This is a genomic window from Paraburkholderia sp. MM5477-R1, from assembly GCF_050436385.1.
GTDB classification, from domain to species: Bacteria; Pseudomonadota; Gammaproteobacteria; order Burkholderiales; family Burkholderiaceae; genus Paraburkholderia; species Paraburkholderia tuberum.
In genome coordinates, this window is sequence record NZ_JBNDMC010000003.1 from 1,331,818 (window position 1) to 1,355,048 (window position 23,231).

The window sequence follows — 23,231 nt, forward strand, 5'->3', positions numbered from 1 at the left end:
GATGAAACGAATCATGCAAAAGAAGTTCTTCTGGTTGTTCCTCGTGGTGCTGTTCGCTTTGCCGGTTCTGCCGCATCCGATCCATGTACCCGAGTACTGGGTCACGCTGCTGAACTACATCGGTCTCTATTCGATCGTCGCGATCGGCCTCGTGCTGTTGACCGGCATCGGCGGGATGACGAGCTTCGGGCAGGCCGCGTTCGTTGGCATCGGCGCGTATGCAACCGCGTATCTGACGACGAACTTCGGCGTGTCGCCGTGGCTCGCACTGATCGCGGGCGTGATCGTCACTGCCCTGGTTGCGCTGATGCTCGGTCTCGTGACGATGCGCCTATCCGGCCACTTTCTGCCGCTCGGCACGATTGCGTGGGGGCTCGCGCTGTTCTACCTGTTCGGCAATCTCGACGTGCTCGGCAAGTACGACGGCATCAACGGCATCCCGGTGTTGAATGTTTTCGGGATCAATCTTGAGTCCGGCCGCCATATCTATTACCTGATCTGGGTGGTCGTGCTCGGTGCGGTCGTCTCTGTTCAGAATCTGCTTAATAGCCGGCCGGGTCGCGCAATCCGCGCGTTGCGCGGCGGTGGTCTGATGGCCGAGGCAATGGGCGTCAACACCGGCTGGATGCGCGTCGTGATTTTCGTCTATGCGGCGGTGCTTGCGTCGGTCTCGGGTTTTCTGTACGCGCACTTGCAGCGCGCCGTGAATCCGACGCCGTTTGGACTGAATCACGGCATCGAGTTCCTGTTCATGGCGGTGGTGGGCGGCGTCTCGCACGTCTGGGGCGCGGTGCTCGGCGCGGCGATCCTGACCGTGCTGCAGGATTATTTGCAGACGCTGCTGCCAAAACTGCTCGGCGAGAACGGCAACTTCGAAGTGATCGTGTTCGGCATCATCATGGTGCTGCTTCTGCAGTACGCGCGGCAGGGCGTCTGGCCGTTCGTCGCGCGCTTTTTCCCGCGTGGCCCGCGGGCGCATCTCGCCGATCACGCGGATCCTCTGCCGCAGCGCAACAAGCCACAGACCGGCGAAGACCTGCTGACGGTGAACAAGGCGCGCAAGCAGTTCGGCGGTCTCGTCGCGGTGAACGACGTCAGCTTCGAGGTCAAAGCAGGGCAGATCATCGGGCTGATCGGACCGAACGGCGCAGGCAAGTCGACGACCTTCAATCTCGTGACCGGTGTGCTGCAGGCGACAAGCGGCGAGATCACGTTCCGCGGCGAGCGCATCGATGCGCTGAGTTCGCGTGAAATCGTCAAGCGGGGCATCGGCCGGACGTTCCAGCACGTGAAGCTGCTGCCGGGTATGACCGTGCTCGAGAACGTCGCGATCGGTGCGCATCTACGTGGCCATGCGGGCGTGTGGCGCAGTGTCGTGCGGCTGAACAGCTCCGAAGAGCAGCGGTTGATGGCCGAAGCCGCTCGACAGATTCGCCGCGTCGGCCTCGAACAGCACATGTATGACGAAGCGGGCAGCCTGGCGCTTGGTCAACAGCGGATTCTCGAAATTGCGCGCGCCCTGTGCTGCGACCCGACTCTGCTATTGCTCGATGAACCGGCCGCTGGTCTCCGGTATCAGGAAAAGCTTCAGCTCGCCGAACTGCTGCGCAGACTGAAGACAGAAGGGATGAGCGTGCTGCTCGTCGAGCACGACATGGATTTCGTGATGAATTTGACGGACCGGCTCGTGGTGATGGAGTTCGGCACGCGGATCGCTGAGGGCCTGCCGCAGGAAGTCCAGCAGGATCCGGCGGTGCTCGAAGCGTATCTGGGTGGGGTGGAATGATGGACGACATGACAACGACCGGCGTGGCGGCGGCGGGACCGATTCTCGAAGTGAGCCAATTGTCCGTCCGCTACGGCAAGGTTGAAGCGCTGCACAATGCGGCGATCAAGGTGCGGGCGGGGCAGATCGTCTCCGTAATCGGCCCGAACGGCGCGGGAAAGTCGACGCTGCTGAATGCGATCATGGGCGCGTTGCCGACGTCCGGTCATGCGAAAGGCGCGATTTCCTATCAGGGCGACGACGTCAGCGCGATGCCGGTCGAAAAACGCGTTGCGCTTGGAATGTGCCTGGTGCCGGAAAAGCGTGAGCTTTTCGCTTCGATGACCGTCGAGGACAATCTGCTGCTTGGCGCCTACCGGCGCAAGCGAGCAGGGGAGCGCAACTTTCTCGATCAGCTGGAACCGGTGTTCGAACTGTTTCCGCGGCTGAAGGAGCGGCGCAAGCAGGCGGCCGGCACGCTTTCCGGCGGCGAGCGGCAGATGCTCGCGGTCGGCCGCGCCCTGATGGGCAAGCCCGATCTGCTGATGCTGGACGAGCCGAGCCTCGGTCTCGCGCCGCTGATCGTGAAGGAAATCTTTCACATCATCAGCGCCTTGCGGCAGACGGGCGTCGCGACGCTGCTGATCGAGCAGAACGCGCGCGCTGCATTGCAGATCTCGGACTACGGTTACGTGCTGGAAACCGGCGAGTTGGCACTGGAAGGACCGGCAACCGACCTCGCGCAAAATCCCCGGGTGATCGAAACCTATCTCGGTCTTGCCAAAAAGGTCGCATAAGCCCGCACTTTTTCGCTGATCGCTGTCTCTGGAAGCGGTGTGTTTCACGTGAAACACACCGCTTTTTTATTGCTTCACCATTCGGACGAAATTCGGGCCGAAACCGAACCCGTTATAATTCGCCCATACATTTCTTTTGAAGGCTCACGCGACGATCTGGCGTGAGATCCCGCGATGCTTTTTCCCTCAGAATTTGACGTAATCGTCGTCGGTGGCGGTCATGCCGGCACCGAAGCTGCTTTGGCGTCGGCGCGCATGGGCAACAAAACGCTGCTTTTGACCCATAACATCGAAACCCTTGGTCAGATGAGCTGCAATCCGTCGATTGGCGGCATAGGCAAAGGCCATCTGGTCAAGGAGGTCGACGCGCTGGGTGGCGCCATGGCGGCCGCTACCGACGAAAGCGGCATCCAGTTTCGGATCCTGAATTCGTCGAAAGGACCGGCGGTCCGCGCGACGCGCGCTCAGGCTGACCGCGTGCTGTACAAAGCGGCGATCCGCCATCGTCTAGAGAATCAGCCGAACCTCTGGCTATTTCAGCAGGCCGTCGACGATCTGATGGTCGAGGGCGACCGCGTGGTCGGCGCCATCACGCAAGTGGGTATTCGTTTCCGGTCGCGCGCGGTGGTGCTAACCGCGGGCACGTTCCTCGACGGCAAGATTCACGTGGGGTTGAACAACTACACCGGCGGACGCGCGGGCGACCCGGCTGCGGTTTCGCTGTCGGCGCGGTTGAAAGAGCTGAAGCTACCGCAGGGCCGGCTTAAAACCGGTACGCCACCGCGAATCGACGGTCGCACGATCGACTATTCGCAGCTCGAAGAGCAGCCCGGGGATCTGGACCCGGTGCCGGTGTTCTCGTTCCTCGGGCGTGTCGAGCAGCACCCGCGACAGGTGCCGTGCTGGGTCACGCATACGAATCAACGGACACACGACATCATTCGCGGCGGTCTCGATCGTTCGCCAATGTACACGGGCGTGATCGAGGGGGTGGGGCCACGCTATTGCCCGTCGATCGAGGACAAGATTCACCGGTTTGCGTCGAAGGAATCGCATCAGATCTACCTCGAGCCGGAAGGTCTGACGACCAACGAGTTCTATCCGAACGGGATCTCGACGAGCCTGCCCTTCGACGTGCAGCTCGAGCTGGTGCGTTCCATGCGCGGGCTCGAGCATGCGCATATCCTGCGCCCGGGCTACGCGATCGAGTACGACTATTTCGATCCGCGTGGCCTGAAGGCATCGCTAGAAACGAAGGTGATCAGTGGCCTGTTCTTCGCCGGACAGATCAACGGTACGACCGGCTACGAAGAGGCAGCTGCACAGGGCACTCTGGCCGGCATCAACGCCGGTCTGTTCGTGCAAGGCAAGGAAGCATGGTGTCCGCGTCGCGACCAGGCTTATCTCGGCGTGCTCGTGGACGATCTAGTCACGCGCGGGGTGTCTGAGCCGTACCGGATGTTCACGAGCCGCGCGGAGTACCGTCTGAGCTTGCGCGAAGACAACGCCGATACGCGGCTGACGGAGATCGGGCGCGAACTCGGCGTGGTCGATGACGCTCGCTGGGACGCCTTCAGTCGCAAGCGTGACGCTGTTTCACGTGAAACACAGCGCTTGCGTTCAACCTGGGTCAATCCTAAGACCTTATCGGCAGAAGAGGCGACCGCCTTGCTTGGCAAGCCAATCGACCACGAATACAGTCTCGCGGACCTGCTGCGTCGTCCGGGCGTCAGCTACGACGGCGTCTGTGGGCTGCGTGACGGCACTTGTGGCGCGCCCGAAGCACTTGCGGAAGACCCCGTGCTGCTCGCGCAAATCAAGGAACAGATCGAAATTGGCGTCAAATATCAGGGCTACATCGACCGACAGGCCGGTGAGATCGAACGCAACGAGGCGCAAGAGAACACGCGTCTGCCTGAAGGGCTGGACTACACCGAGGTCCGTGGGCTGTCGTTCGAAGCTCGCCAGAAGTTGATGCAGTTCCGGCCGGAAACGATCGGACAGGCGTCGCGTATTTCCGGTATCACGCCTGCCGCCATCTCGCTGCTGATGGTCCATCTGAAGCGTGGCCTCGGGCGTCGTCCGTCGAAGTCCGCCGAGCCCGGCGCCGACAGCACGCCGGTGGTTCAATGACGGCAGCGCAGAGGGGAATCGACCAGCAGGCCTTGGCGTCATTGCTGGCGGACGGTGTCCGTGAACTTGGTCTCGAACTCAGCGACGCGCAGCAGCGCAAGCTGCTCGATTACGTCGCGTTGCTCGCGAAGTGGAACAACATCTACAACCTGACAGCGATCCGCGATCCGAGGCAGATGCTAATCCAGCACATTCTCGATTCGCTATCGATCGTGCCGCACCTGGCGCCGCGCGGGCCGTCGTCGGTGCTCGACGTCGGTTCGGGCGGGGGGCTGCCGGGCATCGTGCTCGCGATCGTGCTGCCCGATTGGACCATCACGACAAACGACATCGTCCATAAGAAGACTGCCTTTCAGTCGCAGGCGAAGGCGGAACTGGGCCTCGCGAACCTGTCGGTTGTGACCGGTCGGGTGGAGACGCTGCGGCCTGGCGCCGAAGTACCGGCAAAGTTCGACGTAATTGTCTCGCGCGCGTTCGCAGAACTCTCGGATTTCGTTACACTGGCCCGTCATCTGGTTGCGGAGCAGGGCGCAATTTGGGCGATGAAGGGTATGCGGCCGGATGCCGAAATCGCGCGTCTGCCGGCGGGCGCTCACGTGGAACAGATCATCCGGCTGAACGTGCCGTCGCTCGACGCCGAGCGGCATCTGATCGAGGTGCGAGTGGACCCCGAAAGCTGACGGCCGCCTCGGCCTGGCAACACCCTCAACGATTTTCACTTCATCCAAGCAGCAAAAGGGACACACCAACGATGGCAAAAATCTTCTGCGTTGCGAACCAGAAGGGCGGCGTCGGCAAGACGACCACCACAGTCAATCTGGCCGCGAGCCTGGCAGCGCAGGGACAGCGAGTCCTTCTCATCGATCTGGACCCGCAAGGCAACGCCACGATGGGCAGCGGTATCGACAAGGCCGAATGTACGAACACGGTCTACGAGGTGCTCGTGGACAACGTGTCGGTGGCCGATGCGCGCGTACGGCCCGAGGCGGTCGGATACGACGTGCTTCCCGCGAACCGTGAGCTCGCGGGCGCCGAGGTCGAACTCGTCAGCATGCAGAATCGCGAGCGTCAACTGAAGGCGGCGCTCGCCGGGGTCGAGGGCGAGTACGATTTCGTGCTGATCGATTGCCCGCCGGCTCTGTCACTGCTGACGCTCAACGGACTATGCGCCGCGCACGGCGTCGTCATTCCGATGCAGTGCGAATACTTCGCGCTCGAAGGGCTGTCCGACCTCGTCAACACGATCAAGCAGGTCCATGCGAATCTGAATCGCGACCTCAAGGTGATCGGTCTGCTGCGCGTCATGTTCGATCCGCGCATTACGTTGCAACAGCAAGTCTCGGATCAATTGAAAGAGCACTTCGGCGACAAGGTCTTCGACGCGGTGATTCCACGCAACGTGCGATTGGCCGAGGCGCCCAGCTATGGGCTGCCCGGTGTGGTGTTCGACAGGGCGTCGCGAGGCGCGCAGGCGTACGTGCAGTTCGGCGTCGAAATGATTGAGCGGGTGCGCGCGCTGAATGACGCGCCCCAGGCATCCTAAGCGGATCGAGGAAGCACGATGAACGCAGTAGCAAGAAAGAAAGGACTGGGCCGCGGTCTGGAGGCATTGCTCGGCGGCACCGCCGATATCACCGAGGCAGCGGTGATCGACGGCGCGCCGAACGTATTGCCGCTCGGCAAGATGCAGGCGGGCAAATACCAGCCGCGCACGCGCATGGACGAAGGCGCGCTGCAGGAGCTTGCGGCGAGCATCCGCGCGCAAGGGCTGATGCAGCCGATTCTCGTGCGTCCGATCGCGGCGGACCGCTATGAGATCATCGCGGGGGAGCGGCGTTTTCGCGCGGCGCGGCTTGCGGGCCTCGACGAGGTGCCGGTGCTTGTGAAGGACGTGCCCGACCAGGCCGCCGCGGCGATGGCGCTGATCGAAAACATCCAGCGCGAGGATCTGAATCCCCTCGAAGAGGCCCAGGGTATCCAGCGCCTGCTCGACGAATTCAATTTCACACATGAGCAGGCGGCAGAGTCGGTGGGCCGCTCGCGCAGCGCGGTGTCGAACCTGCTGCGTCTGCTGAACCTTGCGACACCGGTACAGACGATGTTGCTCGCCGGCGATCTCGACATGGGCCACGCTCGCGCGCTGCTCGCCGTCGATGCCGCGACGCAGATCACGCTGGCCAACCAGGTCGTCAACAAGCGCCTGTCTGTGCGCGAGACGGAAAAGCTGGTTGCGATGACCACGAAGGTGACGCCGGCGGCCAAGGCCCGCGCGAATCCGGACGGCGGCCGTGACACGCGACGCCTGGAAGAGGAACTGTCGGACCTGCTGTCCGCTACGGTGAAAATCAAGCTCGGCCGACGCGGTCGCGGCCAGGTGCTGGTGGACTTCGGCGATCTCGACGCGCTGGAAGGCATTCTGGTTCGTTTGCGAGGGAACGCGAACGTCTGAGCACAGATTGGCGCTCAGCAGGCAAGAGTGGTGAACGGCTGGCGGCCTGTGCATGAGCACTGCCGCGAGTTGGTCTACCTCGGTGCGAGCGACTATGCGGATTCCAAAACAACCGATGCACGAATAATCAGGAATCCTAGCTTCAGACGCTCCACATTCACGCGATAATCATCCTGACGAGCCGCTATCAAAAGCGACCCGATCATCATCGAAATTTGCGGTGAGGCTGATTCAGCTCATTAGAAGAGCTATCCCGTTCAGCCCTTAAAAAAGACGCATTTGTTGCATTTTCGAGACGTCTGCCGCTGCGTCGGAACGCACTGCCAACGAGCTTCGATCCACGCGACCACCCGCACGGGTTTTGCCGCCCCCGCCCGCCTTACATTTGACGTGTTTCGCGTCGTTAGCGTACGTTTTACCGCATCGTGAAGGGAAGTTTCACGCGGTTATAGGCTGGCCTAAAGTCTTGAATTGCCTGCAACTATCGCTTACAATCGCCCGGATTTAATTGCACGGCAACCCCGTAAGCGCTGCGTAAACTCGCGGGCTGAACGAGACTTTCGGAACATTGCGATGGCGGTCAAAACGTCGAATCTGTCGCCGGAGAATGGTGACGACAGACACCGCGCTGAACGCTCCGCACCCGAGATGTCCTCCAGTCGGCAGTTCGATCCGGTCGAAGCGTGGGATGACGCGCAGGAAGATAACAATATCGTTCCGCTCACGCGGGCCGAGGCGGAAAAGCTGTTTGGTCCCGGCGTGGGTCGTCCATCGCGCGTAACGCCGTTCAGGGTCGTCGCAGCGCAAATGGTTTTGTCCCTGGTCGCAACGCTGTTGTGGTGGCTGTTCTACAAGCCGCCGGGCGCTGCTGCGCTGTCCGCGTTCCTCGGGGGGGCGATCTGCTGGGTGCCGGGCGCGTTGTTCGCGGCACGACTGAAAAAGCAGGGCGGCGCCGAGACCGTGATGAGCTGGATGATCGGCGAAGCACTCAAGATGGGGACAACGATTGCGATGTTTGTCGCAATCGCCTTCTGGTATCACGACGTACGCTGGATTCCGCTGCTCGTGACCTACCTCATCGCGCTGAAGACTTACTGGATCGCCTTGGCGTGGCGCTAAGGTAGCAGCACAAAAAACAGCAGCAAAAAGAATTTAAGGCCGGCGCGCAGCGCCGGCACGGGTGTGCGGGTGAGACAGGGCCCGCACCCGGCGCGTTCCCGCAACACAGTGTTCCGGCGGGAGCGGCCTCGAACGATTTTCGACAATTTGGGTGGCTTTAACGATATGGCAGCTAGCGAAGGCACGCGCGCAATGGATCCGTCCGAGTACATCGCGCACCACTTGCAGAACTTTTCCACCGCACACCAGACGTCGATTTTCGACATCCATGTGTGGAATCTCGACACCCTTTTCTGGTCGATCGTGTGCGGCCTCGTCACGATCTTCGTGCTGCATCTGGCAGCCCGCAAGGCAACGGCCGGCGTGCCGGGTCGCTTCCAATGCGCGATCGAAATGCTTGTCGAAATGGTCGAGGATCAATCGAAGGCCATGATCCACGGCTCGCGCACCTTCATCGCGCCGCTCGCGCTGACCGTGTTCGTCTGGGTCGCGCTAATGAACTCACTCGACTTCATACCCGTCGACCTGCCGGGCCGTGTGATCGGCTGGCTGGGTCTGTCCGAAGCCATCCCGCACCACCGCATCGTGCCGACCGCCGACCTGAACGGCACGATCGGTATCGCGCTCGGCGTGTTCGTGCTGATGATTTACTACAACTTCAAGATCAAGGGCGCTGGCGGCTTCGTGCATGAACTGCTGTCCGCTCCGTTCGGCGCGCATCCGCTGCTGTGGATCCCGAACCTCGCACTGAACATCATCGAGTTCGTCGCGAAGACGGTCTCGCTCGGCATGCGGTTGTTCGGCAACATGTACGCGGGCGAACTGTTGTTCCTGCTGATTGCCCTGCTCGGCAGCCTCTGGAGCTTCGGCGCGGACACGACGGTGCTTGGCTTCATCGGCCACGTGGTCGCCGGCACAGTGTGGTCAATCTTCCACATCCTGATCGTTCTGCTGCAGGCGTTCATTTTCATGATGCTGACGCTGGTGTACATCGGCCAGGCACACGACACGCACTAACCTGCGCCGTCGGTAAAAGAATCGTAGTTTTTTAAATCCCAGTTCCAACCAGTTCTAAAAGACTTTTCACAAAGGAGTGATCATGCAAGCTTTCATCGCCAACATCCAGGGTCTGACCGCCATCGGTATCGGCATCATCATCGGCCTGGGTGCTATCGGCGCCTGTATCGGTATCGGTCTGATGGGCGGCAAGTACATCGAAGCATGCGCCCGTCAACCGGAACTGATGAACCCGCTGCAAACCAAGATGTTCCTGCTGGCTGGTCTGATCGATGCGGCGTTCCTGATTGGCGTTGGTGTGGCAATGCTGTTTGCGTTCGCGAACCCGCTGCTCTCGAAGCTGGCAGGCTGAGGTTCCTCGGAGGTTTGCGCCTGAGCTATAACAGGTAAAGGCGCAGGGCGGAACGGGTACTGGGGCGCTGATCGAGCAGAATCGATGAGCGCCTTGCCGTTTCACTTTCCGAACTAGCAACGTTTAAGGAAACACCGTGAATCTCAACGCAACCCTGTTTGCGCAAATGGTCGTGTTCCTGATCCTCGCGTGGTTCACGATGAAATTCGTGTGGCCGCCGCTGATCAACGCCATCGACGAGCGCGCGAGGAAGATCGCCGACGGTCTGTCCGCCGCGGAAAAGGGCAAGCAGGAACTCGAAGCCGCTCACAAGCGCGTCGACCAGGAACTGGCTCAGGCTCGCAACGACGGCCAGCAACGCATTGCCGACGCTGAAAAGCGCGCTGTCGCAGTCGCCGACGAAATCAAGGCTCAGGCGCAGGCGGAAGCCGCCCGCATCATCGCGCAGGCGAAGGCCGACGCGGATCAGCAAGTCGTGAAGGCGCGCGAAGCGCTGCGTGGCGAAGTTGCTGCACTCGCTGTGAAGGGCGCTGAACAGATCCTGCAGCGCGAAGTCGACCAGGCGGCTCATGCTGACCTGCTGAATCAACTGAAAGCCGAGCTCTGATCATGGCCGAACTTGCAACCATCGCCCGTCCGTACGCGGAAGCGCTGTTTGGCGTGGCCGAAGCTGGTGACATCGCCGCCTGGTCCACGCTCGTGCAGGAGCTGGCACAGGTTGCGCGTCTGCCCGAAGTGCTGTCGATCGCCTCGAGCCCGAAAGTGAGCCGTGCCCAGGTAAGCGATCTCCTGCTGGCCGCGGTCAAGTCGCCGCTCAAGGACGACGCGCAAGCGAAGAATCTGGTGCAGATGCTGGTGGACAACCATCGCCTGCAGCTGCTGCCGGAAATCGCCTCGCAGTTCGAAGAGTTGAAGAACGCCCGCGAAGGGGCAGCAGATGTGCTGATCGTCAGCGCATTCCCGCTCGAAGGTGCGCAGTTGAACGAACTCGTCGCAAGCCTCGAACGCAAGTTCAAGCGCAAGCTGAAGCCGACAGTCGAAGTCGATCACTCGCTGATCGGCGGCGTACGCGTGACGGTCGGCGACGAAGTGCTCGATACCTCGGTCCGCGCGCGGCTCGCCAGCATGCAAACGGCCCTGACGGCCTGAAGCGCTTCGCGTTTTAGCGGCTGGCACGCAACAGAATTGACTATCAGGAGCGAATAATGCAACTCAATCCCTCTGAGATCAGCGAGCTGATCAAGAGCCGGATCCAGGGCCTTGACGCGAGCGCAGACGTTCGCAACCAGGGCACCGTGATCTCCGTGACCGACGGTATCGTGCGTATCCACGGCCTGTCGGAAGTGATGCAGGGCGAAATGCTCGAATTTCCGGGCAACACCTTCGGTCTCGCGCTGAACCTCGAGCGCGACTCGGTCGGCGCCGTGATTCTGGGTGAATACGAACACATTTCGGAAGGCGACATCGTCAAGACGACGGGCCGCATTCTGGAAGTGCCGGTGGGTCCGGAACTGCTCGGCCGCGTGGTCGACACACTCGGCAACCCGATCGACGGCAAAGGCCCGATCAACGCGAAGAAGACCGATGCAATCGAAAAGATTGCTCCGGGCGTGATCTGGCGTAAGTCGGTTTCGGAACCGGTCCAGACCGGTCTGAAGTCGATCGACGCGATGGTGCCGATCGGCCGTGGCCAGCGTGAGCTGATCATCGGCGACCGCCAGTGCGGCAAGACCGCAGTCGCAGTCGACGCGATCATCAACCAGAAGGGCAAGAACCTCTTCTGTATCTACGTCGCGATCGGCCAGAAGGCTTCGTCGATCATGAACGTGGTGCGCAAGCTGGAAGAAACCGGCGCGCTGGAATACACGATCGTCGTGTCCGCTTCGGCTTCGGAATCGGCTGCGATGCAGTACCTCGCACCGTACGCCGGCTGCACGATGGGCGAATACTTCCGCGATCGCGGCCAGGACGCGCTGATCGTTTATGACGACTTGACCAAGCAGGCTTGGGCATACCGTCAGATCTCGCTGCTGCTGCGCCGCCCGCCGGGCCGTGAAGCTTATCCGGGTGACGTGTTCTATCTGCACTCGCGTCTGCTTGAGCGTGCTGCTCGCGTGTCGGAAGAGTACGTCGAGAAGTTCACCAACGGCGAAGTGAAGGGCAAGAGCGGTTCGCTGACGGCACTGCCGGTCATCGAAACGCAGGCAGGCGACGTGACCGCATTCGTTCCGACGAACGTGATCTCGATTACCGACGGCCAGATCTTTCTTGAAACCGACCTTTTCAACGCAGGTATCCGCCCGGCGATTAACGCTGGCGTGTCGGTGTCGCGTGTGGGTGGCGCGGCTCAGACGAAGGTCGTGAAGAAGCTGTCGGGCGGTATCCGTACCGACCTCGCGCAGTACCGCGAACTCGCCGCGTTCGCGCAGTTCGCATCGGACCTCGACGAAGCGACCCGCAAGCAGCTCGAGCGCGGCCGCCGCGTGACGGAACTGCTGAAGCAGCCGCAGTATCAGCCGCTGCAGGTGTGGGAACTGGCTGTGTCGCTGTTCGCGGCGAACAACGGCTATCTCGACGACCTCGAAGTTGCTCAAGTCCTGCCGTTCGAAAAGGGCTTGCGCGACCACCTGAAGTCGAGCCATGCTGACCTGGTCAAGCGTATCGAAGACACCAAGGAACTCTCGAAGGACGACGAAGGCCTGCTGCACACGGCCGTCAAAGACTTCAAGAAGTCCGGCGCTTATTGATCCGCGAGTGATCCGCAAGGCATAAACGGACCTTGAAGCGGCGCGGGCCGCATGCGAATGCTCCCGCGCTACTTCGGCCGCATTGCATGGGACCCGAGTAAGCGCTAAAGCGCTAACTCGGGCCGACAAAGGAGCAAGCAATGGCTGGAATGAAGGAAATTCGCGGCAAGATCAAGAGCGTGCAAAACACGCGCAAGATCACGAAAGCGATGGAGATGGTGGCCGCATCGAAGATGCGCCGCGCTCAGGAGCGCATGCGCGCTGCTCGCCCGTATGCCGACAAGGTCCGCGATATCGCCGCGCACATGAGCCGTGCGAACCCGGAGTATCGTCACCCGTTCATGGTGTCGAACGAAGGCGCGAAGGCGGCCGGCATCATCCTCGTCACGACTGATAAAGGTCTGTGCGGCGGGATGAACACCAACGTGCTGCGTGCGTCGCTGCAGAAGTTCAAGGAACTGGAAAGCCAGGGCAAGACGTTCGAGGCAACCGCGATCGGCAGCAGGGGTCTGGGCTTCCTGAACCGACTGCAGGCGAAAGTCGTGTCGAACGTCGTGCAACTGGGCGATACGCCGCATCTGGAAAAACTGATCGGCGCTGTGAAGGTGCAGCTCGACCTGTACTCGGAAGGGAAGATTTCGGCGGTGTACCTCGCGTACACACGCTTCGTCAACACGATGAAGCAGGAGCCGGTGATCGAGCAACTGCTGCCATTGTCGGCGGACCAGTTCGAGCGCACGGAAGAAGACGGTACGACGCCGAGCACGCAGTGGGACTACATCTACGAGCCGGATGCGCAGGCAGTGGTGGACGAACTGCTGGTGCGTTATGTCGAAGCGCTGGTCTATCAGGCCGTCGCGGAAAACATGGCATCGGAGCAGTCGGCCCGCATGGTCGCGATGAAAGCCGCTTCGGACAACGCGAAGACGGTCATCAACGATCTGCAGCTCGTCTACAACAAGAGCCGTCAGGCCGCGATCACGAAAGAACTGTCGGAAATCGTCGGTGGAGCGGCGGCCGTCTGACCCCGGTCAGGCAGGTCGTTGCGTGTGCGCCCGAGCGGCGCGCCCATCGGAGAAACTGCGCCTTTGCGCGAGTGAAGAATTGAGTATCTAAAGGAAAAGCGATGAGTACTACTGCTTTGGTAGAAGGCAAGATCGTACAGTGCATCGGCGCGGTGATCGACGTGGAATTTCCGCGTGAAACCATGCCGAAGATCTACGACGCGCTCATTCTGGAAGGTTCGGAACTGACGCTCGAAGTCCAGCAGCAGCTGGGCGACGGCGTGGTCCGTACCATCTGTCTGGGTGCTTCGGATGGTCTGCGCCGCGGCACGATCGTGAAGAACACGGGCAACCCGATCAGCGTGCCGGTCGGCAAGCCGACCCTCGGCCGTATCATGGACGTGCTTGGCCGTCCGATCGACGAAGCCGGCCCGATCTCGAGCGAAACCACGCGTGCGATCCACCAGAAGGCTCCGGCGTTCGACCAACTGTCGCCGTCGACCGAGCTGCTCGAAACCGGCATCAAGGTTATCGACCTGATCTGCCCGTTCGCGAAGGGCGGTAAGGTGGGTCTGTTCGGTGGCGCCGGCGTGGGCAAGACCGTGAACATGATGGAACTGATCAACAACATCGCGAAGGAACACGGTGGTTACTCCGTGTTCGCCGGTGTGGGCGAGCGTACCCGCGAAGGGAACGACTTCTATCATGAAATGAAGGACTCGAACGTTCTCGACAAGGTCGCGCTGGTGTACGGCCAGATGAACGAGCCGCCGGGCAACCGTCTGCGCGTCGCGCTGACCGGCCTGACGATGGCCGAGCACTTCCGTGACGAAGGCCTCGACGTGCTGTTCTTCGTCGACAACATCTACCGTTTCACGCTGGCCGGTACCGAAGTGTCGGCACTGCTCGGCCGTATGCCGTCGGCAGTGGGCTATCAGCCGACGCTGGCTGAAGAAATGGGTAAGTTGCAAGAGCGTATTACGTCGACCAAGACTGGCTCGATCACGTCGGTGCAGGCCGTGTACGTCCCTGCAGACGACTTGACCGACCCGTCGCCGGCTACGACCTTCGGCCACCTCGACGCAACCGTCGTGCTGTCGCGTGACATCGCTTCGCTCGGTATCTACCCCGCGGTGGACCCGCTCGATTCGACCTCGCGTCAGATCGACCCGCACGTGATCGGCGAAGAGCACTATTCGATCACGCGCGGCGTGCAGCAAACGCTGCAGCGCTATAAGGAGCTGCGCGACATTATCGCGATTCTGGGCATGGACGAACTCGCGCCGGAAGACAAGCTCGCCGTCGCGCGCGCTCGTAAGATTCAGCGTTTCCTGTCGCAGCCGTTCCACGTCGCTGAAGTGTTCACGGGTTCGCCGGGCAAGTACGTGCCGCTGAAGGAAACGATCCGTGGCTTCAAGATGATCGTCGAAGGCGAGTGCGACCACCTGCCGGAGCAAGCGTTCTACATGGTCGGCACGATCGACGAAGCCTTCGAAAAAGCCAAGAAGATCCAGTAAAGGTCGGGTGTAACGAAGCGGGCGCCGACCTCGCGCATCACGGCTGCCAAAACGGTAGTGTTGCGCAAAGCCAGCGTCTCTGATTACGCTCAACCCGCCTTGCATGGGACGGGAGTCAGCACTCAAGCGCTAACTCTCGTCGACAGGAGTCGACACATATGGCAACCATTAAAGTAGACGTCGTCAGCGCGGAAGAGCAAATCTTTTCGGGCCAGGCGAAGTTCGTCGCGCTGCCAGGCGAAGCGGGTGAACTCGGCATTCTGCCGGGCCACACGCCGCTCATCACGCGGATCCGTCCGGGTGCGGTGCGCATCGAAGTTGAAAACGGCGAAGAAGAGTTTGTGTTCGTCGCCGGCGGCATCCTCGAGGTCCAACCGGGTGCAGTGACGGTTCTCGCCGACACCGCGATCCGCGGCAAGGATCTCGACGAAGCCAAGGCCGAAGACGCACGCAAGCGTGCGGAAGAGGCGCTGCAGAACACGGGCTCGAACCTCGAGTACGCGACCGCACAGGCGGAACTCGCGTACGCGACGGCGCAGCTCGCGGCAATCCAGCGTCTGCGCAAGCTGCGCGGCCAGCACTAAAGCAGCACGTAGTGGAAGAAAGCAGCCTGCGCGGCTGCTTTTTTTTGATAGCTAGTTGACGTTTACGTAAAGGTCGGCAAAATCCACGAGGTTGGAGAAACGGACGGTCGCCGCTCGCCGCGGTCGATGCGACGCGGTGCGGGTAAGACTTGATGCCGGCCGGATACGCGCCGGTGCACAATCGATTTCAAATTCATTTCAATCGAGCGCGCTTGCGCTCACGGAGACAACACCATGGCAACGCATAGCTCGGGAGAAGGTGCGCTCATCGAACCTGCGGATGGACTGTCGTATGTGCGCGGGTCGACCGAAAATCCGTTGAGCGAAGCGACCGTCGGCGAGCTTCTGCGCGACACCGCGGCGCGCTTTCCCGACCGGCCGGCCGTGGTGTTTCGGGAGCAGCGCATCCGCTGGACGTGGAGCGAATTCGCGCAGGAAGTGGATGTGCTTGCGTCCGGGCTGCTTGCACTCGGCATCGCGAAGGGCGATCGCGTCGGCATCTGGTCGCCGAACCGCGTCGAGTGGCTGCTGACGCAGTTCGCGACCGCGCGTATCGGCGCGATCCTCGTCAACATCAATCCTGCCTACCGGCTCGCGGAGCTCGAATACGCGCTGAACAAGGCCGGTTGCAAGGCGATCGTCACCGCCGAGCGCTTCAAGACGTCGATGTACCTCGAGATGCTGCAGGAACTCGCGCCCGAATTGGCGACGCAGCCGCCGGGCGAACTGCATGCCGCGCGGCTGCCGGAACTGCGCTACGTGATCCGCATGTGCGACACGGAGACCCCAGGCATGCTGAGCTTTTCCGACGCGATCGAGCGTGGCCGTGCGTCGTTCGACGCCACTCGGCTCGATGCGATCGGCGCGACGCTGTCGTGCCGGGAGCCGATCAACATCCAGTTCACGAGCGGCACGACGGGCAATCCGAAGGGCGCGACGCTGACGCATCGCAACGTCGTGAACAACGCGCGCTATATCGCGATGGCGATGCGGCTCAGCGAGCAGGACGGCCTGTGCATTCCAGTGCCGCTGTACCACTGCTTCGGGATGGTGCTGGCGGTGCTCGCGTGCGTGTCGGTCGGGGCGAACATGGTGTTTCCGGGCGAGGGCTTCGATCCGGCCGCGACACTCACCGCGACGGCGGAGGAAAAATGCACCGCGCTGCACGGCGTCCCGACGATGTTCATCGCAGAACTCGACCATCCGAGCTTCGCCTCGTACGACTTCTCGCGGCTGCGCACCGGCATCATGGCGGGCTCGCCGTGCCCGATCGAGACGATGAAGAAGGTCGTCTCGAAGATGCACCTGAGCGAGATCACGATCGCCTACGGCATGACGGAAACCAGCCCAGTCTCGTTCCAGAGCTCGACGACCGATCCGCTCGACAAGCGTACGACGACAGTCGGTCGCATCCAGCCGCATCTCGAAGTGAAAATCGTTGATCCGCTCGGCAATATCGTGCCGGTCGGCGAAACGGGCGAGCTATGCACGCGCGGCTACTCGGTGATGCTCGGTTACTGGGGGGACGACGCGAAGACGCACGAGAGTATCGTCGACGGCTGGATGCACACGGGCGACCTCGCGACGCTCGACGCCGAAGGCTATTGCAACATCGTTGGCCGGCTGAAGGACATGCTGATTCGCGGCGGCGAAAACATCTATCCGCGCGAGATCGAGGAGTTTCTGTTCCGTCACCCGAAGATCCAGAGCGTGCAGGTGTTCGGCGTGCCCGATACCAGGTATGGCGAAGAAGTATGCGCGTGGATCGTGCTGCGGACCGGCGAACAGGCGACGGCAGAAGAAATCCAGCAGTTCTGCCAGGGACAGATTGCGCACTACAAGGTGCCGCGATATATCCGCTTCGTCGATGAACTGCCGATGACCGTGACCGGCAAGGTGCAAAAATTCGTGATGCGCGAACGGATGATCGGCGAGTTGAAACTCAGAGAGGATAAGACGGCATGACGCCGCCGCAGCACGCTGCGCAGCCAAATATGCCAAATAGGTACGGTAGAACAGGAGTTGCGCGGCGAGGATTCGTCGCGCGCAAACGTTTGAGCAGGCGAAAAAAAAGCGGGCCTGGAGCCCGCTAAAAACCACACGCTACGGGGTTAGCGCGAGGAGACCAAAGATGGGACGGTTATCACGACGCCCCTGCGTCGATGACGGCCCCAGCAGGGATGCCCCTTTACAGGGCTTCGGCAAGCGCCGACCGGCAAGTGCATCGTATCCGCTCACACCACGCACACAGCCACATCCGTGTTGAAACCGTTGAGGGCATTGTGGGCGAATTACCCTATGAACGCGGTAACAAAGTGTTTCAGGTTGTAACGCCCGCCAGATAAGGCGCTGCGGGATTTATTGCCAAAATGAAACCTTTAAAACGTAGTTATTACCGATGACTACGCCGCAATTTGATACGCATGATTGATGCCATTCATGACGCCTGGTGCAGCAGAAATTGGGTCACTAATCAGCGTGAAATGGTTGCGTCTGCAGCGTTCGAGCGACGAATTTCCTGCGGTACCAGCGCTGGTACCCTGCCCCGAAATACATCGCAATTCGATGAAAAACCTGTGATGCAATGCAGCAAAGCAAATCCGCTTGTGCAGCGTATTGGAAAGGGGCGCATCGCTGCACCTTGGACCTGACCCGGACAGTTATACGACCCGACGACGTCGCCCTTCGTTACATCATCGCCGGCACCAAATTTCCAGGCCTGCGCAGGCCGCCCTCGCAATCAGTCAGCAACTGACGGCCTCCAACGGACACGGTCGGCTTACTTCAACCACTTGTCCGAGATAGCCTGATACTCGCCGGTCGCTCGAGCGAGATGCAGCCACTGATCGACGTATTGCTGGAACGCGACATCCCCGCGCGGTAGCAACCATGCCTTCTCGCCGTACTGGAACGGCTTGTCCGGATGCACCGAGCAGAGGCCGGGATTGAGTTTCTGCTGCAGCAGCGTTTCCGACGCATCCGTCACCATCACGTCCGCCTTGCCCGCGAGGATCTGGTTGAAGATCGTCACGTTGTCCGGATAAACGGTCACGTTTGCGTGCGTGAAGTATTGCTTCGCGAACTTCTCGTTGGTGCCCCCCGGATTGACGATCACTCGTGTGGACGGTTGATCGATCTGCGCGACCGTCTGATATTTGTTGACGTCGTCGCAACGGACGATCGGCGTTTTGCCGTCGATCATGTAAGCCTGAGTGAAGAACGCATGCTTCTGGCGCTCGAGCGTCGGCGACACACCGCCAATGCCGATGTCGCACTTTGCGACGAAGTCGTTCATCAGGTTCGACCACGACGTCTTGACGAACTCGACCTTCACGCCGAGCGACTTCGCGAGCGATTCAGCCATGTCGATATCGATGCCCTCGAACTGGCCATCGCCCCTGTAGAACGAATACGGCTTGTAGTCGCCGGTCGTGCAAGCGCGCAGCGTGCCGCGGCTGATGATGTCGTCGAGCCTGGACGGCGCGGGCGCGGCGTTTTGCGCGCTGGCTACGCCGACGTGCATCAGGACGCCGGCGAGCGCGCCGAGCATTGCGAGTGCTGCCTTCTTCATCGAGTCTCCTGGCGGTGTGTAGTGTGCAGTTCATCGGTAAAGCTGTTGGATAGTAGCTTGGCAGCGCGGGCTTGAACATCGGCCGTTCAGCCAGGGCGACCCGGGCAGCGAAGGACATCGACCCTGACCCGTGCGGGCAGTGGCGGGCGGTAGCTGATCGAGGTGCGTCCGAGCTGCTTCCCGCCCGCTTCCCACGACGCGCCGTCGCCACATTCATTACCCCGCGACGCACGATGTCCGGAGCCGCCTCCGGTAAAATGCTCCTTTGCCCTCAGCTCTTCAGTCGCACGCAACGTGGCCCATCAACTCCTGAACGACACTTTTCTGCGCGCGCTGCTGCGCCAGCCCACCGACTACACGCCGATCTGGCTGATGCGGCAGGCAGGCCGCTATCTGCCGGAATACAACGCCACGCGCGGCCGCGCGGGCAGTTTCCTCGGTCTCGCGAAGAACCCGGCTTTCGCGACGGAAGTCACCTTGCAGCCCCTCGATCGCTATCCGCTCGACGCCGCGATCCTGTTCTCCGACATCCTGACCGTGCCCGACGCGATGGGCCTCGGTCTCGAGTTCGTCAACGGCGAAGGGCCGAGATTTGCCCGTCCGGTGCGCACCGAAGACGACGTCGCGCGCCTGGCGGTGCCCGACATCGACGCGACACTGCGCTACGTGACCGACGCCGTGCGTGAAATCCGCTCGGCGCTGAAGGACGCGCAAGGCCGCCAGCGCGTGCCTCTGATCGGCTTCTCAGGCAGCCCGTGGACGCTCGCGTGCTACATGGTGGAAGGCAGCGGCTCGGCGGACTTTCGCACCGTCAAATCGATGCTGTACGCGCGTCCCGATCTGCTGCAGCGGATTCTCGAGGTCAACGCGCGCTCGGTCGCGGCATATCTGAACGCGCAGATCGAAGCCGGCGCGCAAGCGGTGATGATTTTCGACACATGGGGCGGAGCGCTCGCCGATGGCATCTATCAGCGCTTTTCGCTGCGCTACATCGAGCAGGTGGTCAGCCAGCTGAAGCGCGAACACGACGGCGAAAAAGTGCCCGTAATCGCGTTCACGAAGGGGGGCGGCTTGTGGCTCGACGACATCGCCGCGAGCGGCGTCGACGCGGTGGGCCTCGACTGGACCGTGAACCTCGGCAAGGCGCGCGAACGTGTCGGTGGCAAGGTGGCGCTTCAGGGCAACATCGATCCGTCGGTGTTGTTTGCGCCGCCTGCCGCGATCCGCATGGAAGCGCGCGCGGTGCTCGACAGTTTCGGTAACCATCCCGGCCACGTTTTCAATCTGGGTCACGGCATTTCACAGTTCACGCCGCCAGAGCATGTTGCTGAACTGGTCGACGAAGTGCATCGTCACAGTCGCGCTATTCGTAGTGGCGCACATACGCCCGCGTGAGTGTGTAATCATTACCGTTTCTTGTTGCACCGCAGCGAATTGGGCTCTCGCCCTAAGGACCGCAGCTCCGCGAATACGCCGCCAGATGGTGGTCTTACGAAAGTCAAGAGCTGACTTATGCACACTTCGCACGCTGCGGCGCGGTAGAGACTTTAATCGTGCCCCGACCCTTGCACATACTCGGCGCATTTGATCTGAGCCTTGCCGGGCAAGGGTTTGCGGGGCGCGTGATGAAATGTGCGGAATCCCACACAAGGCCGTCGCGGCGCCGTTTGCGGCCCGTCGAAGCGAAGTTCTCAACAAAGTTATCCACAGGGCCGCGAGCCGAGCGCAATTGTTCAGTCGAATCCAAAACTTAGCGGTGAAATTAAGGTTTTACTTTAACTTCTACGGCTTCGCGTTCCGTGCGACCCACCCCGCGCCGCGAGTTGGCCTCTTGCCGGCTCATCCTCAGCGCCACGCCGAGTGAACGAAATGTTCGTCCGCGTCGCGCTCGACCATCCGCTGCCGACCCTGTTCGACTACCGCTGCGACATCTCCGGGGCGGCTGTCGTAGGCACGCTCGTCAACGTTCCGTTTGGCAAGCGGCACGTGGTGGGGCTCGTTTGCGAAGTGACCGCTCACAGCGACGTGCCGGCCGAGCGCCTGCGTGATGTGGATCAGGTCTGCACGGCGTGTCCGCCGGTGTCGACACATTGGCTCGCGCTCGCCGCATTCGCCGCGGACTACTATCAGCGCGGTCTCGGCGAAGTGGCGCTGCCGGGGCTGCCGCAGGCGCTGCGCGACGCGTCGCGCTGGTCGCGGCTGTTCGCGCCGGAAGAGCGCTATCGGTTGACGGCCGAGGGCCGCACGGTATTGCCTGACGCCTTGCCGGCCCGCGCGACCGCGCTCCGAGCGCTCGCGCAAGCGCTCGCTCGAGCCGACTTCCTCCTCGCTGCCCACGCCCGCGCGCTGCATCCGAAGGCGCTGGCGACACTCGACACATGGCAGACGGCAGGCTGGGTCACGCTCGATGTGATCGACGCCGCCACGGTGCCCGCCGCCGCGTCGCTGCCGAACATGCCCGCGCCTGCCCTGCCAACCCTCACCGACGAACAGGCGAGTGCCGTCGAAGCGATCCGCGACGCCCACGGCTTCGCGCCGTTCCTGCTGCACGGGGTGACGGGCAGCGGCAAGACCGAGGTGTATCTGCGCGCGCTCGCCGCGATTCTGGCCGGCAAGCCCGATGCGCAAGCGCTCGTGCTGGTACCGGAAATCAACCTGACGCCGCAGTTCGAGGCGGCGTTCCGCGCCCGCTTCGCCGCGCTCGACGCCAGCGCGATCGTCACGCTGCATAGCGGCCTCGCCGAAGGCGAGCGCGCCCGCAACTGGTTCGCCGCGCACACCGGCCGCGCGCGCATCGTGCTCGGCACGCGGCTCGCGGTGCTCGCGTCGCTGCCGCGGCTGGCGATCATCGTCGTCGACGAGGAGCACGATCCGGCCTACAAGCAGCAGGAAGGCTTGCGCTATTCGGCGCGCGATCTCGCGATCTATCGGGCGAAGCAACTCGGCGTGCCGGTCGTGCTTGGCTCGGCGACGCCGTCGCTCGAGAGCTGGTGGCAGGCAGATCAGGGCCGCTACGAGCGGCTCACGCTGTCGCGCCGCGCCGTCGCCGAGGCCGCACTGCCGAGCGTGCGTCTCATCGATCTCGAAGACGAGCGCCGGCGCGGGCGGGCATCGATCGAAGGTTTGTCGGGCCCGTTGATCGCCGCGATAAAGGCGCGGCTCGAACGCGGCGAGCAGAGCCTCGTGTTCCTCAACCGCCGTGGCTACGCGCCGCAACTCGCCTGCGACGCGTGCGGCTGGGTGGCCGGTTGTCCGCGCTGCAGCGCCTACGTCGTGCTGCACAAGCCCGAGCGCGCGCTGCGCTGCCATCACTGCGGCTGGGAGTCTCGTATCCCGCGTTCGTGCCCGGAGTGCGGCAACGTCGATATCGCACCGCTCGGGCGCGGCACGCAGCGCGTCGAGGAAACGCTTGCGAGCGCGGTGCCGGGCGCCCGTGTGCTGCGTATCGACGCCGACAGCACGCGCCGCAAGGGCAGCGCGCAGGCGTTGTTCTCGGACGTGCACGCGGGTGAGGTCGATATTCTGGTCGGCACGCAGATGATCGCGAAGGGACACGATTTCCAGCGCGTGTCACTGGTTGGCGTGCTGAACGCCGATACCGCGCTGTTTTCGCATGATTTCCGCGCGAGCGAGCGCCTGTTCGCGCAGCTGATGCAGGTGAGCGGCCGCGCGGGCCGCGCCGGTCTGCCGGGCGAAGTGCTGGTGCAGACGCGCTATCCGCGTCACGCGCTGTATCACGCGCTGTGCCGTCATGACTACGTCGGCTTCGCCAATGCGACGCTCGCCGAGCGACGCGACGCGCACCTGCCGCCGTTCGTCTACCAGGCGCTGTTGCGCGCCGAAGGCCGCACGCTCGAAGCGGCGCTCGCGTTTCTGCAGCAGGCCGCCGCCGAACTTGCGCGGATTCCTGCCGCCGGGCGCGTCACCGTCTACGACGCAGTGCCGCTCACGATCGTCAAGGTGATGCACGTGCATCGCGCGCAACTGCTGATCGAAAGCGCATCGCGCGCGGCGCTGCAGGCTACGCTGCGCGCGTGGCAGCCAATGTTGCGCGCGCTCAAGGGCGTGCTGCGCTGGAACCTCGAAGTCGATCCGCTCGACATCTGACGCCACGGGCCAGATGACGCCCGCCATACTTCTTTGAGTCATATCCATAGAGCGAATGATCGTTTCGCT

The 23,231-nt window shown here is 62.2% G+C and carries 19 protein-coding genes; 18 read left to right on the forward strand and 1 reads right to left on the reverse strand.

Features of this window, described 5'->3' with window-relative positions; genetic code table 11:
• Position 1 precedes the first annotated feature (1 nt).
• The 16 genes from OKW35_RS09430 (at position 2) to OKW35_RS09505 (ending at position 17,449) form a co-directional block, all read left to right on the forward strand.
• The gene (locus OKW35_RS09430; protein ID WP_429551752.1) at positions 2-1,786 is read left to right on the forward strand and encodes an ATP-binding cassette domain-containing protein; all 1,785 of its coding nucleotides are present in this window, start codon (positions 2-4) and stop codon (positions 1,784-1,786) included.
• Entirely contained in the window at positions 1,786-2,562 is a 777-nt protein-coding gene (locus OKW35_RS09435; RefSeq protein ID WP_429490503.1) for an ABC transporter ATP-binding protein, read from the forward strand. The genes OKW35_RS09430 and OKW35_RS09435 overlap by 1 nt, the downstream gene beginning before the upstream one ends.
• A gap of 174 nt (positions 2,563-2,736) precedes the next feature.
• Positions 2,737-4,695, forward strand: a complete 1,959-nt coding sequence (mnmG, locus tag OKW35_RS09440) for a tRNA uridine-5-carboxymethylaminomethyl(34) synthesis enzyme MnmG (RefSeq protein WP_429551753.1) — start codon at positions 2,737-2,739, stop codon at positions 4,693-4,695.
• Positions 4,692-5,375 carry a 16S rRNA (guanine(527)-N(7))-methyltransferase RsmG gene (gene rsmG, locus OKW35_RS09445; protein ID WP_429407953.1) on the forward strand — a complete coding sequence of 228 codons (684 nt, stop codon included), beginning with the start codon at positions 4,692-4,694 and terminating at the stop codon, positions 5,373-5,375. Before mnmG ends, rsmG begins: the two co-directional genes overlap by 4 nt.
• Positions 5,376-5,446: 71 nt before the next feature.
• Entirely contained in the window at positions 5,447-6,238 is a 792-nt protein-coding gene (locus OKW35_RS09450) for a ParA family protein (protein ID WP_090802387.1), read from the forward strand.
• Positions 6,239-6,256: 18 nt separating this feature from the next.
• Positions 6,257-7,144: a ParB/RepB/Spo0J family partition protein gene (locus OKW35_RS09455; RefSeq protein WP_090802389.1), complete on the forward strand. Its 888-nt coding sequence runs from the start codon at positions 6,257-6,259 to the stop codon at positions 7,142-7,144.
• A gap of 573 nt (positions 7,145-7,717) precedes the next feature.
• A complete protein-coding gene (locus tag OKW35_RS09460; protein WP_429407955.1) occupies positions 7,718-8,263 on the forward strand; it encodes an ATP synthase subunit I in 546 nt (181 codons plus the stop codon).
• Positions 8,264-8,428: 165 nt separating this feature from the next.
• The gene (gene atpB / locus OKW35_RS09465; RefSeq protein ID WP_026225522.1) at positions 8,429-9,280 is read left to right on the forward strand and encodes a F0F1 ATP synthase subunit A; all 852 of its coding nucleotides are present in this window, start codon (positions 8,429-8,431) and stop codon (positions 9,278-9,280) included.
• Positions 9,281-9,362: 82 nt separating this feature from the next.
• Positions 9,363-9,632: a F0F1 ATP synthase subunit C gene (atpE, locus tag OKW35_RS09470; protein WP_007180033.1), complete on the forward strand. Its 270-nt coding sequence runs from the start codon at positions 9,363-9,365 to the stop codon at positions 9,630-9,632.
• Between the two features lie 136 nt (positions 9,633-9,768).
• Positions 9,769-10,239, forward strand: coding sequence for a F0F1 ATP synthase subunit B (locus tag OKW35_RS09475; protein ID WP_090802394.1), 471 nt, complete (start codon positions 9,769-9,771; stop codon positions 10,237-10,239).
• Between the two features lie 2 nt (positions 10,240-10,241).
• Positions 10,242-10,781 carry a F0F1 ATP synthase subunit delta gene (locus OKW35_RS09480; protein WP_184051706.1) on the forward strand — a complete coding sequence of 180 codons (540 nt, stop codon included), beginning with the start codon at positions 10,242-10,244 and terminating at the stop codon, positions 10,779-10,781.
• A gap of 56 nt (positions 10,782-10,837) precedes the next feature.
• Entirely contained in the window at positions 10,838-12,379 is a 1,542-nt protein-coding gene (atpA, locus tag OKW35_RS09485; protein ID WP_090802398.1) for a F0F1 ATP synthase subunit alpha, read from the forward strand.
• A gap of 140 nt (positions 12,380-12,519) precedes the next feature.
• Positions 12,520-13,404, forward strand: a complete 885-nt coding sequence (gene atpG / locus OKW35_RS09490; RefSeq protein WP_429551754.1) for a F0F1 ATP synthase subunit gamma — start codon at positions 12,520-12,522, stop codon at positions 13,402-13,404.
• Positions 13,405-13,505: 101 nt separating this feature from the next.
• Positions 13,506-14,900 carry a F0F1 ATP synthase subunit beta gene (gene atpD, locus OKW35_RS09495; protein WP_090802401.1) on the forward strand — a complete coding sequence of 465 codons (1,395 nt, stop codon included), beginning with the start codon at positions 13,506-13,508 and terminating at the stop codon, positions 14,898-14,900.
• A 158-nt stretch (positions 14,901-15,058) separates the two neighbouring features.
• Entirely contained in the window at positions 15,059-15,484 is a 426-nt protein-coding gene (locus OKW35_RS09500; protein WP_090802403.1) for a F0F1 ATP synthase subunit epsilon, read from the forward strand.
• A 234-nt stretch (positions 15,485-15,718) separates the two neighbouring features.
• On the forward strand, positions 15,719-17,449 hold the full coding sequence (locus OKW35_RS09505; protein ID WP_429551755.1) for an AMP-binding protein: 1,731 nt from the start codon (positions 15,719-15,721) through the stop codon (positions 17,447-17,449).
• 814 nt (positions 17,450-18,263) lie between these two features.
• Here OKW35_RS09505 and OKW35_RS09510 read toward each other — a convergent pair.
• Positions 18,264-19,055 carry a transporter substrate-binding domain-containing protein gene (locus tag OKW35_RS09510; RefSeq protein ID WP_429551756.1) on the reverse strand — a complete coding sequence of 264 codons (792 nt, stop codon included), beginning with the start codon at positions 19,053-19,055 and terminating at the stop codon, positions 18,264-18,266.
• Between the two features lie 294 nt (positions 19,056-19,349).
• Between OKW35_RS09510 and hemE the strand changes: the two genes are divergently transcribed.
• Both hemE and OKW35_RS09520 read left to right on the forward strand, forming a co-directional pair.
• Positions 19,350-20,450 (forward strand): uroporphyrinogen decarboxylase, encoded by a 1,101-nt coding sequence (gene hemE / locus OKW35_RS09515; RefSeq protein ID WP_184061008.1) that lies wholly within the window; start codon positions 19,350-19,352, stop codon positions 20,448-20,450.
• Between the two features lie 474 nt (positions 20,451-20,924).
• The gene (locus OKW35_RS09520; protein ID WP_429551757.1) at positions 20,925-23,162 is read left to right on the forward strand and encodes a primosomal protein N'; all 2,238 of its coding nucleotides are present in this window, start codon (positions 20,925-20,927) and stop codon (positions 23,160-23,162) included.
• Positions 23,163-23,231 lie beyond the last annotated feature (69 nt).

What these genes read in the sequence shown, in the direction of transcription:
- OKW35_RS09430 (WP_429551752.1), top strand. Translation starts at nt 2, where the DNA reads ATGAAACGAATCATGCAAAAGAAGTTCTTCTGGTTGTTCCTCGTGGTG.
- OKW35_RS09435 (WP_429490503.1), top strand. Translation starts at nt 1,786, where the DNA reads ATGGACGACATGACAACGACCGGCGTGGCGGCGGCGGGACCGATTCTC.
- mnmG (WP_429551753.1), top strand. Translation starts at nt 2,737, where the DNA reads ATGCTTTTTCCCTCAGAATTTGACGTAATCGTCGTCGGTGGCGGTCAT.
- rsmG (WP_429407953.1), top strand. Translation starts at nt 4,692, where the DNA reads ATGACGGCAGCGCAGAGGGGAATCGACCAGCAGGCCTTGGCGTCATTG.
- OKW35_RS09450 (WP_090802387.1), top strand. Translation starts at nt 5,447, where the DNA reads ATGGCAAAAATCTTCTGCGTTGCGAACCAGAAGGGCGGCGTCGGCAAG.
- OKW35_RS09455 (WP_090802389.1), top strand. Translation starts at nt 6,257, where the DNA reads ATGAACGCAGTAGCAAGAAAGAAAGGACTGGGCCGCGGTCTGGAGGCA.
- OKW35_RS09460 (WP_429407955.1), top strand. Translation starts at nt 7,718, where the DNA reads ATGGCGGTCAAAACGTCGAATCTGTCGCCGGAGAATGGTGACGACAGA.
- atpB (WP_026225522.1), top strand. Translation starts at nt 8,429, where the DNA reads ATGGCAGCTAGCGAAGGCACGCGCGCAATGGATCCGTCCGAGTACATC.
- atpE (WP_007180033.1), top strand. Translation starts at nt 9,363, where the DNA reads ATGCAAGCTTTCATCGCCAACATCCAGGGTCTGACCGCCATCGGTATC.
- OKW35_RS09480 (WP_184051706.1), top strand. Translation starts at nt 10,242, where the DNA reads ATGGCCGAACTTGCAACCATCGCCCGTCCGTACGCGGAAGCGCTGTTT.
- atpA (WP_090802398.1), top strand. Translation starts at nt 10,838, where the DNA reads ATGCAACTCAATCCCTCTGAGATCAGCGAGCTGATCAAGAGCCGGATC.
- atpG (WP_429551754.1), top strand. Translation starts at nt 12,520, where the DNA reads ATGGCTGGAATGAAGGAAATTCGCGGCAAGATCAAGAGCGTGCAAAAC.
- atpD (WP_090802401.1), top strand. Translation starts at nt 13,506, where the DNA reads ATGAGTACTACTGCTTTGGTAGAAGGCAAGATCGTACAGTGCATCGGC.
- OKW35_RS09500 (WP_090802403.1), top strand. Translation starts at nt 15,059, where the DNA reads ATGGCAACCATTAAAGTAGACGTCGTCAGCGCGGAAGAGCAAATCTTT.
- OKW35_RS09505 (WP_429551755.1), top strand. Translation starts at nt 15,719, where the DNA reads ATGGCAACGCATAGCTCGGGAGAAGGTGCGCTCATCGAACCTGCGGAT.
- OKW35_RS09510 (WP_429551756.1), bottom strand. Translation starts at nt 19,055, where the DNA reads ATGAAGAAGGCAGCACTCGCAATGCTCGGCGCGCTCGCCGGCGTCCTG.
- OKW35_RS09520 (WP_429551757.1), top strand. Translation starts at nt 20,925, where the DNA reads ATGTTCGTCCGCGTCGCGCTCGACCATCCGCTGCCGACCCTGTTCGAC.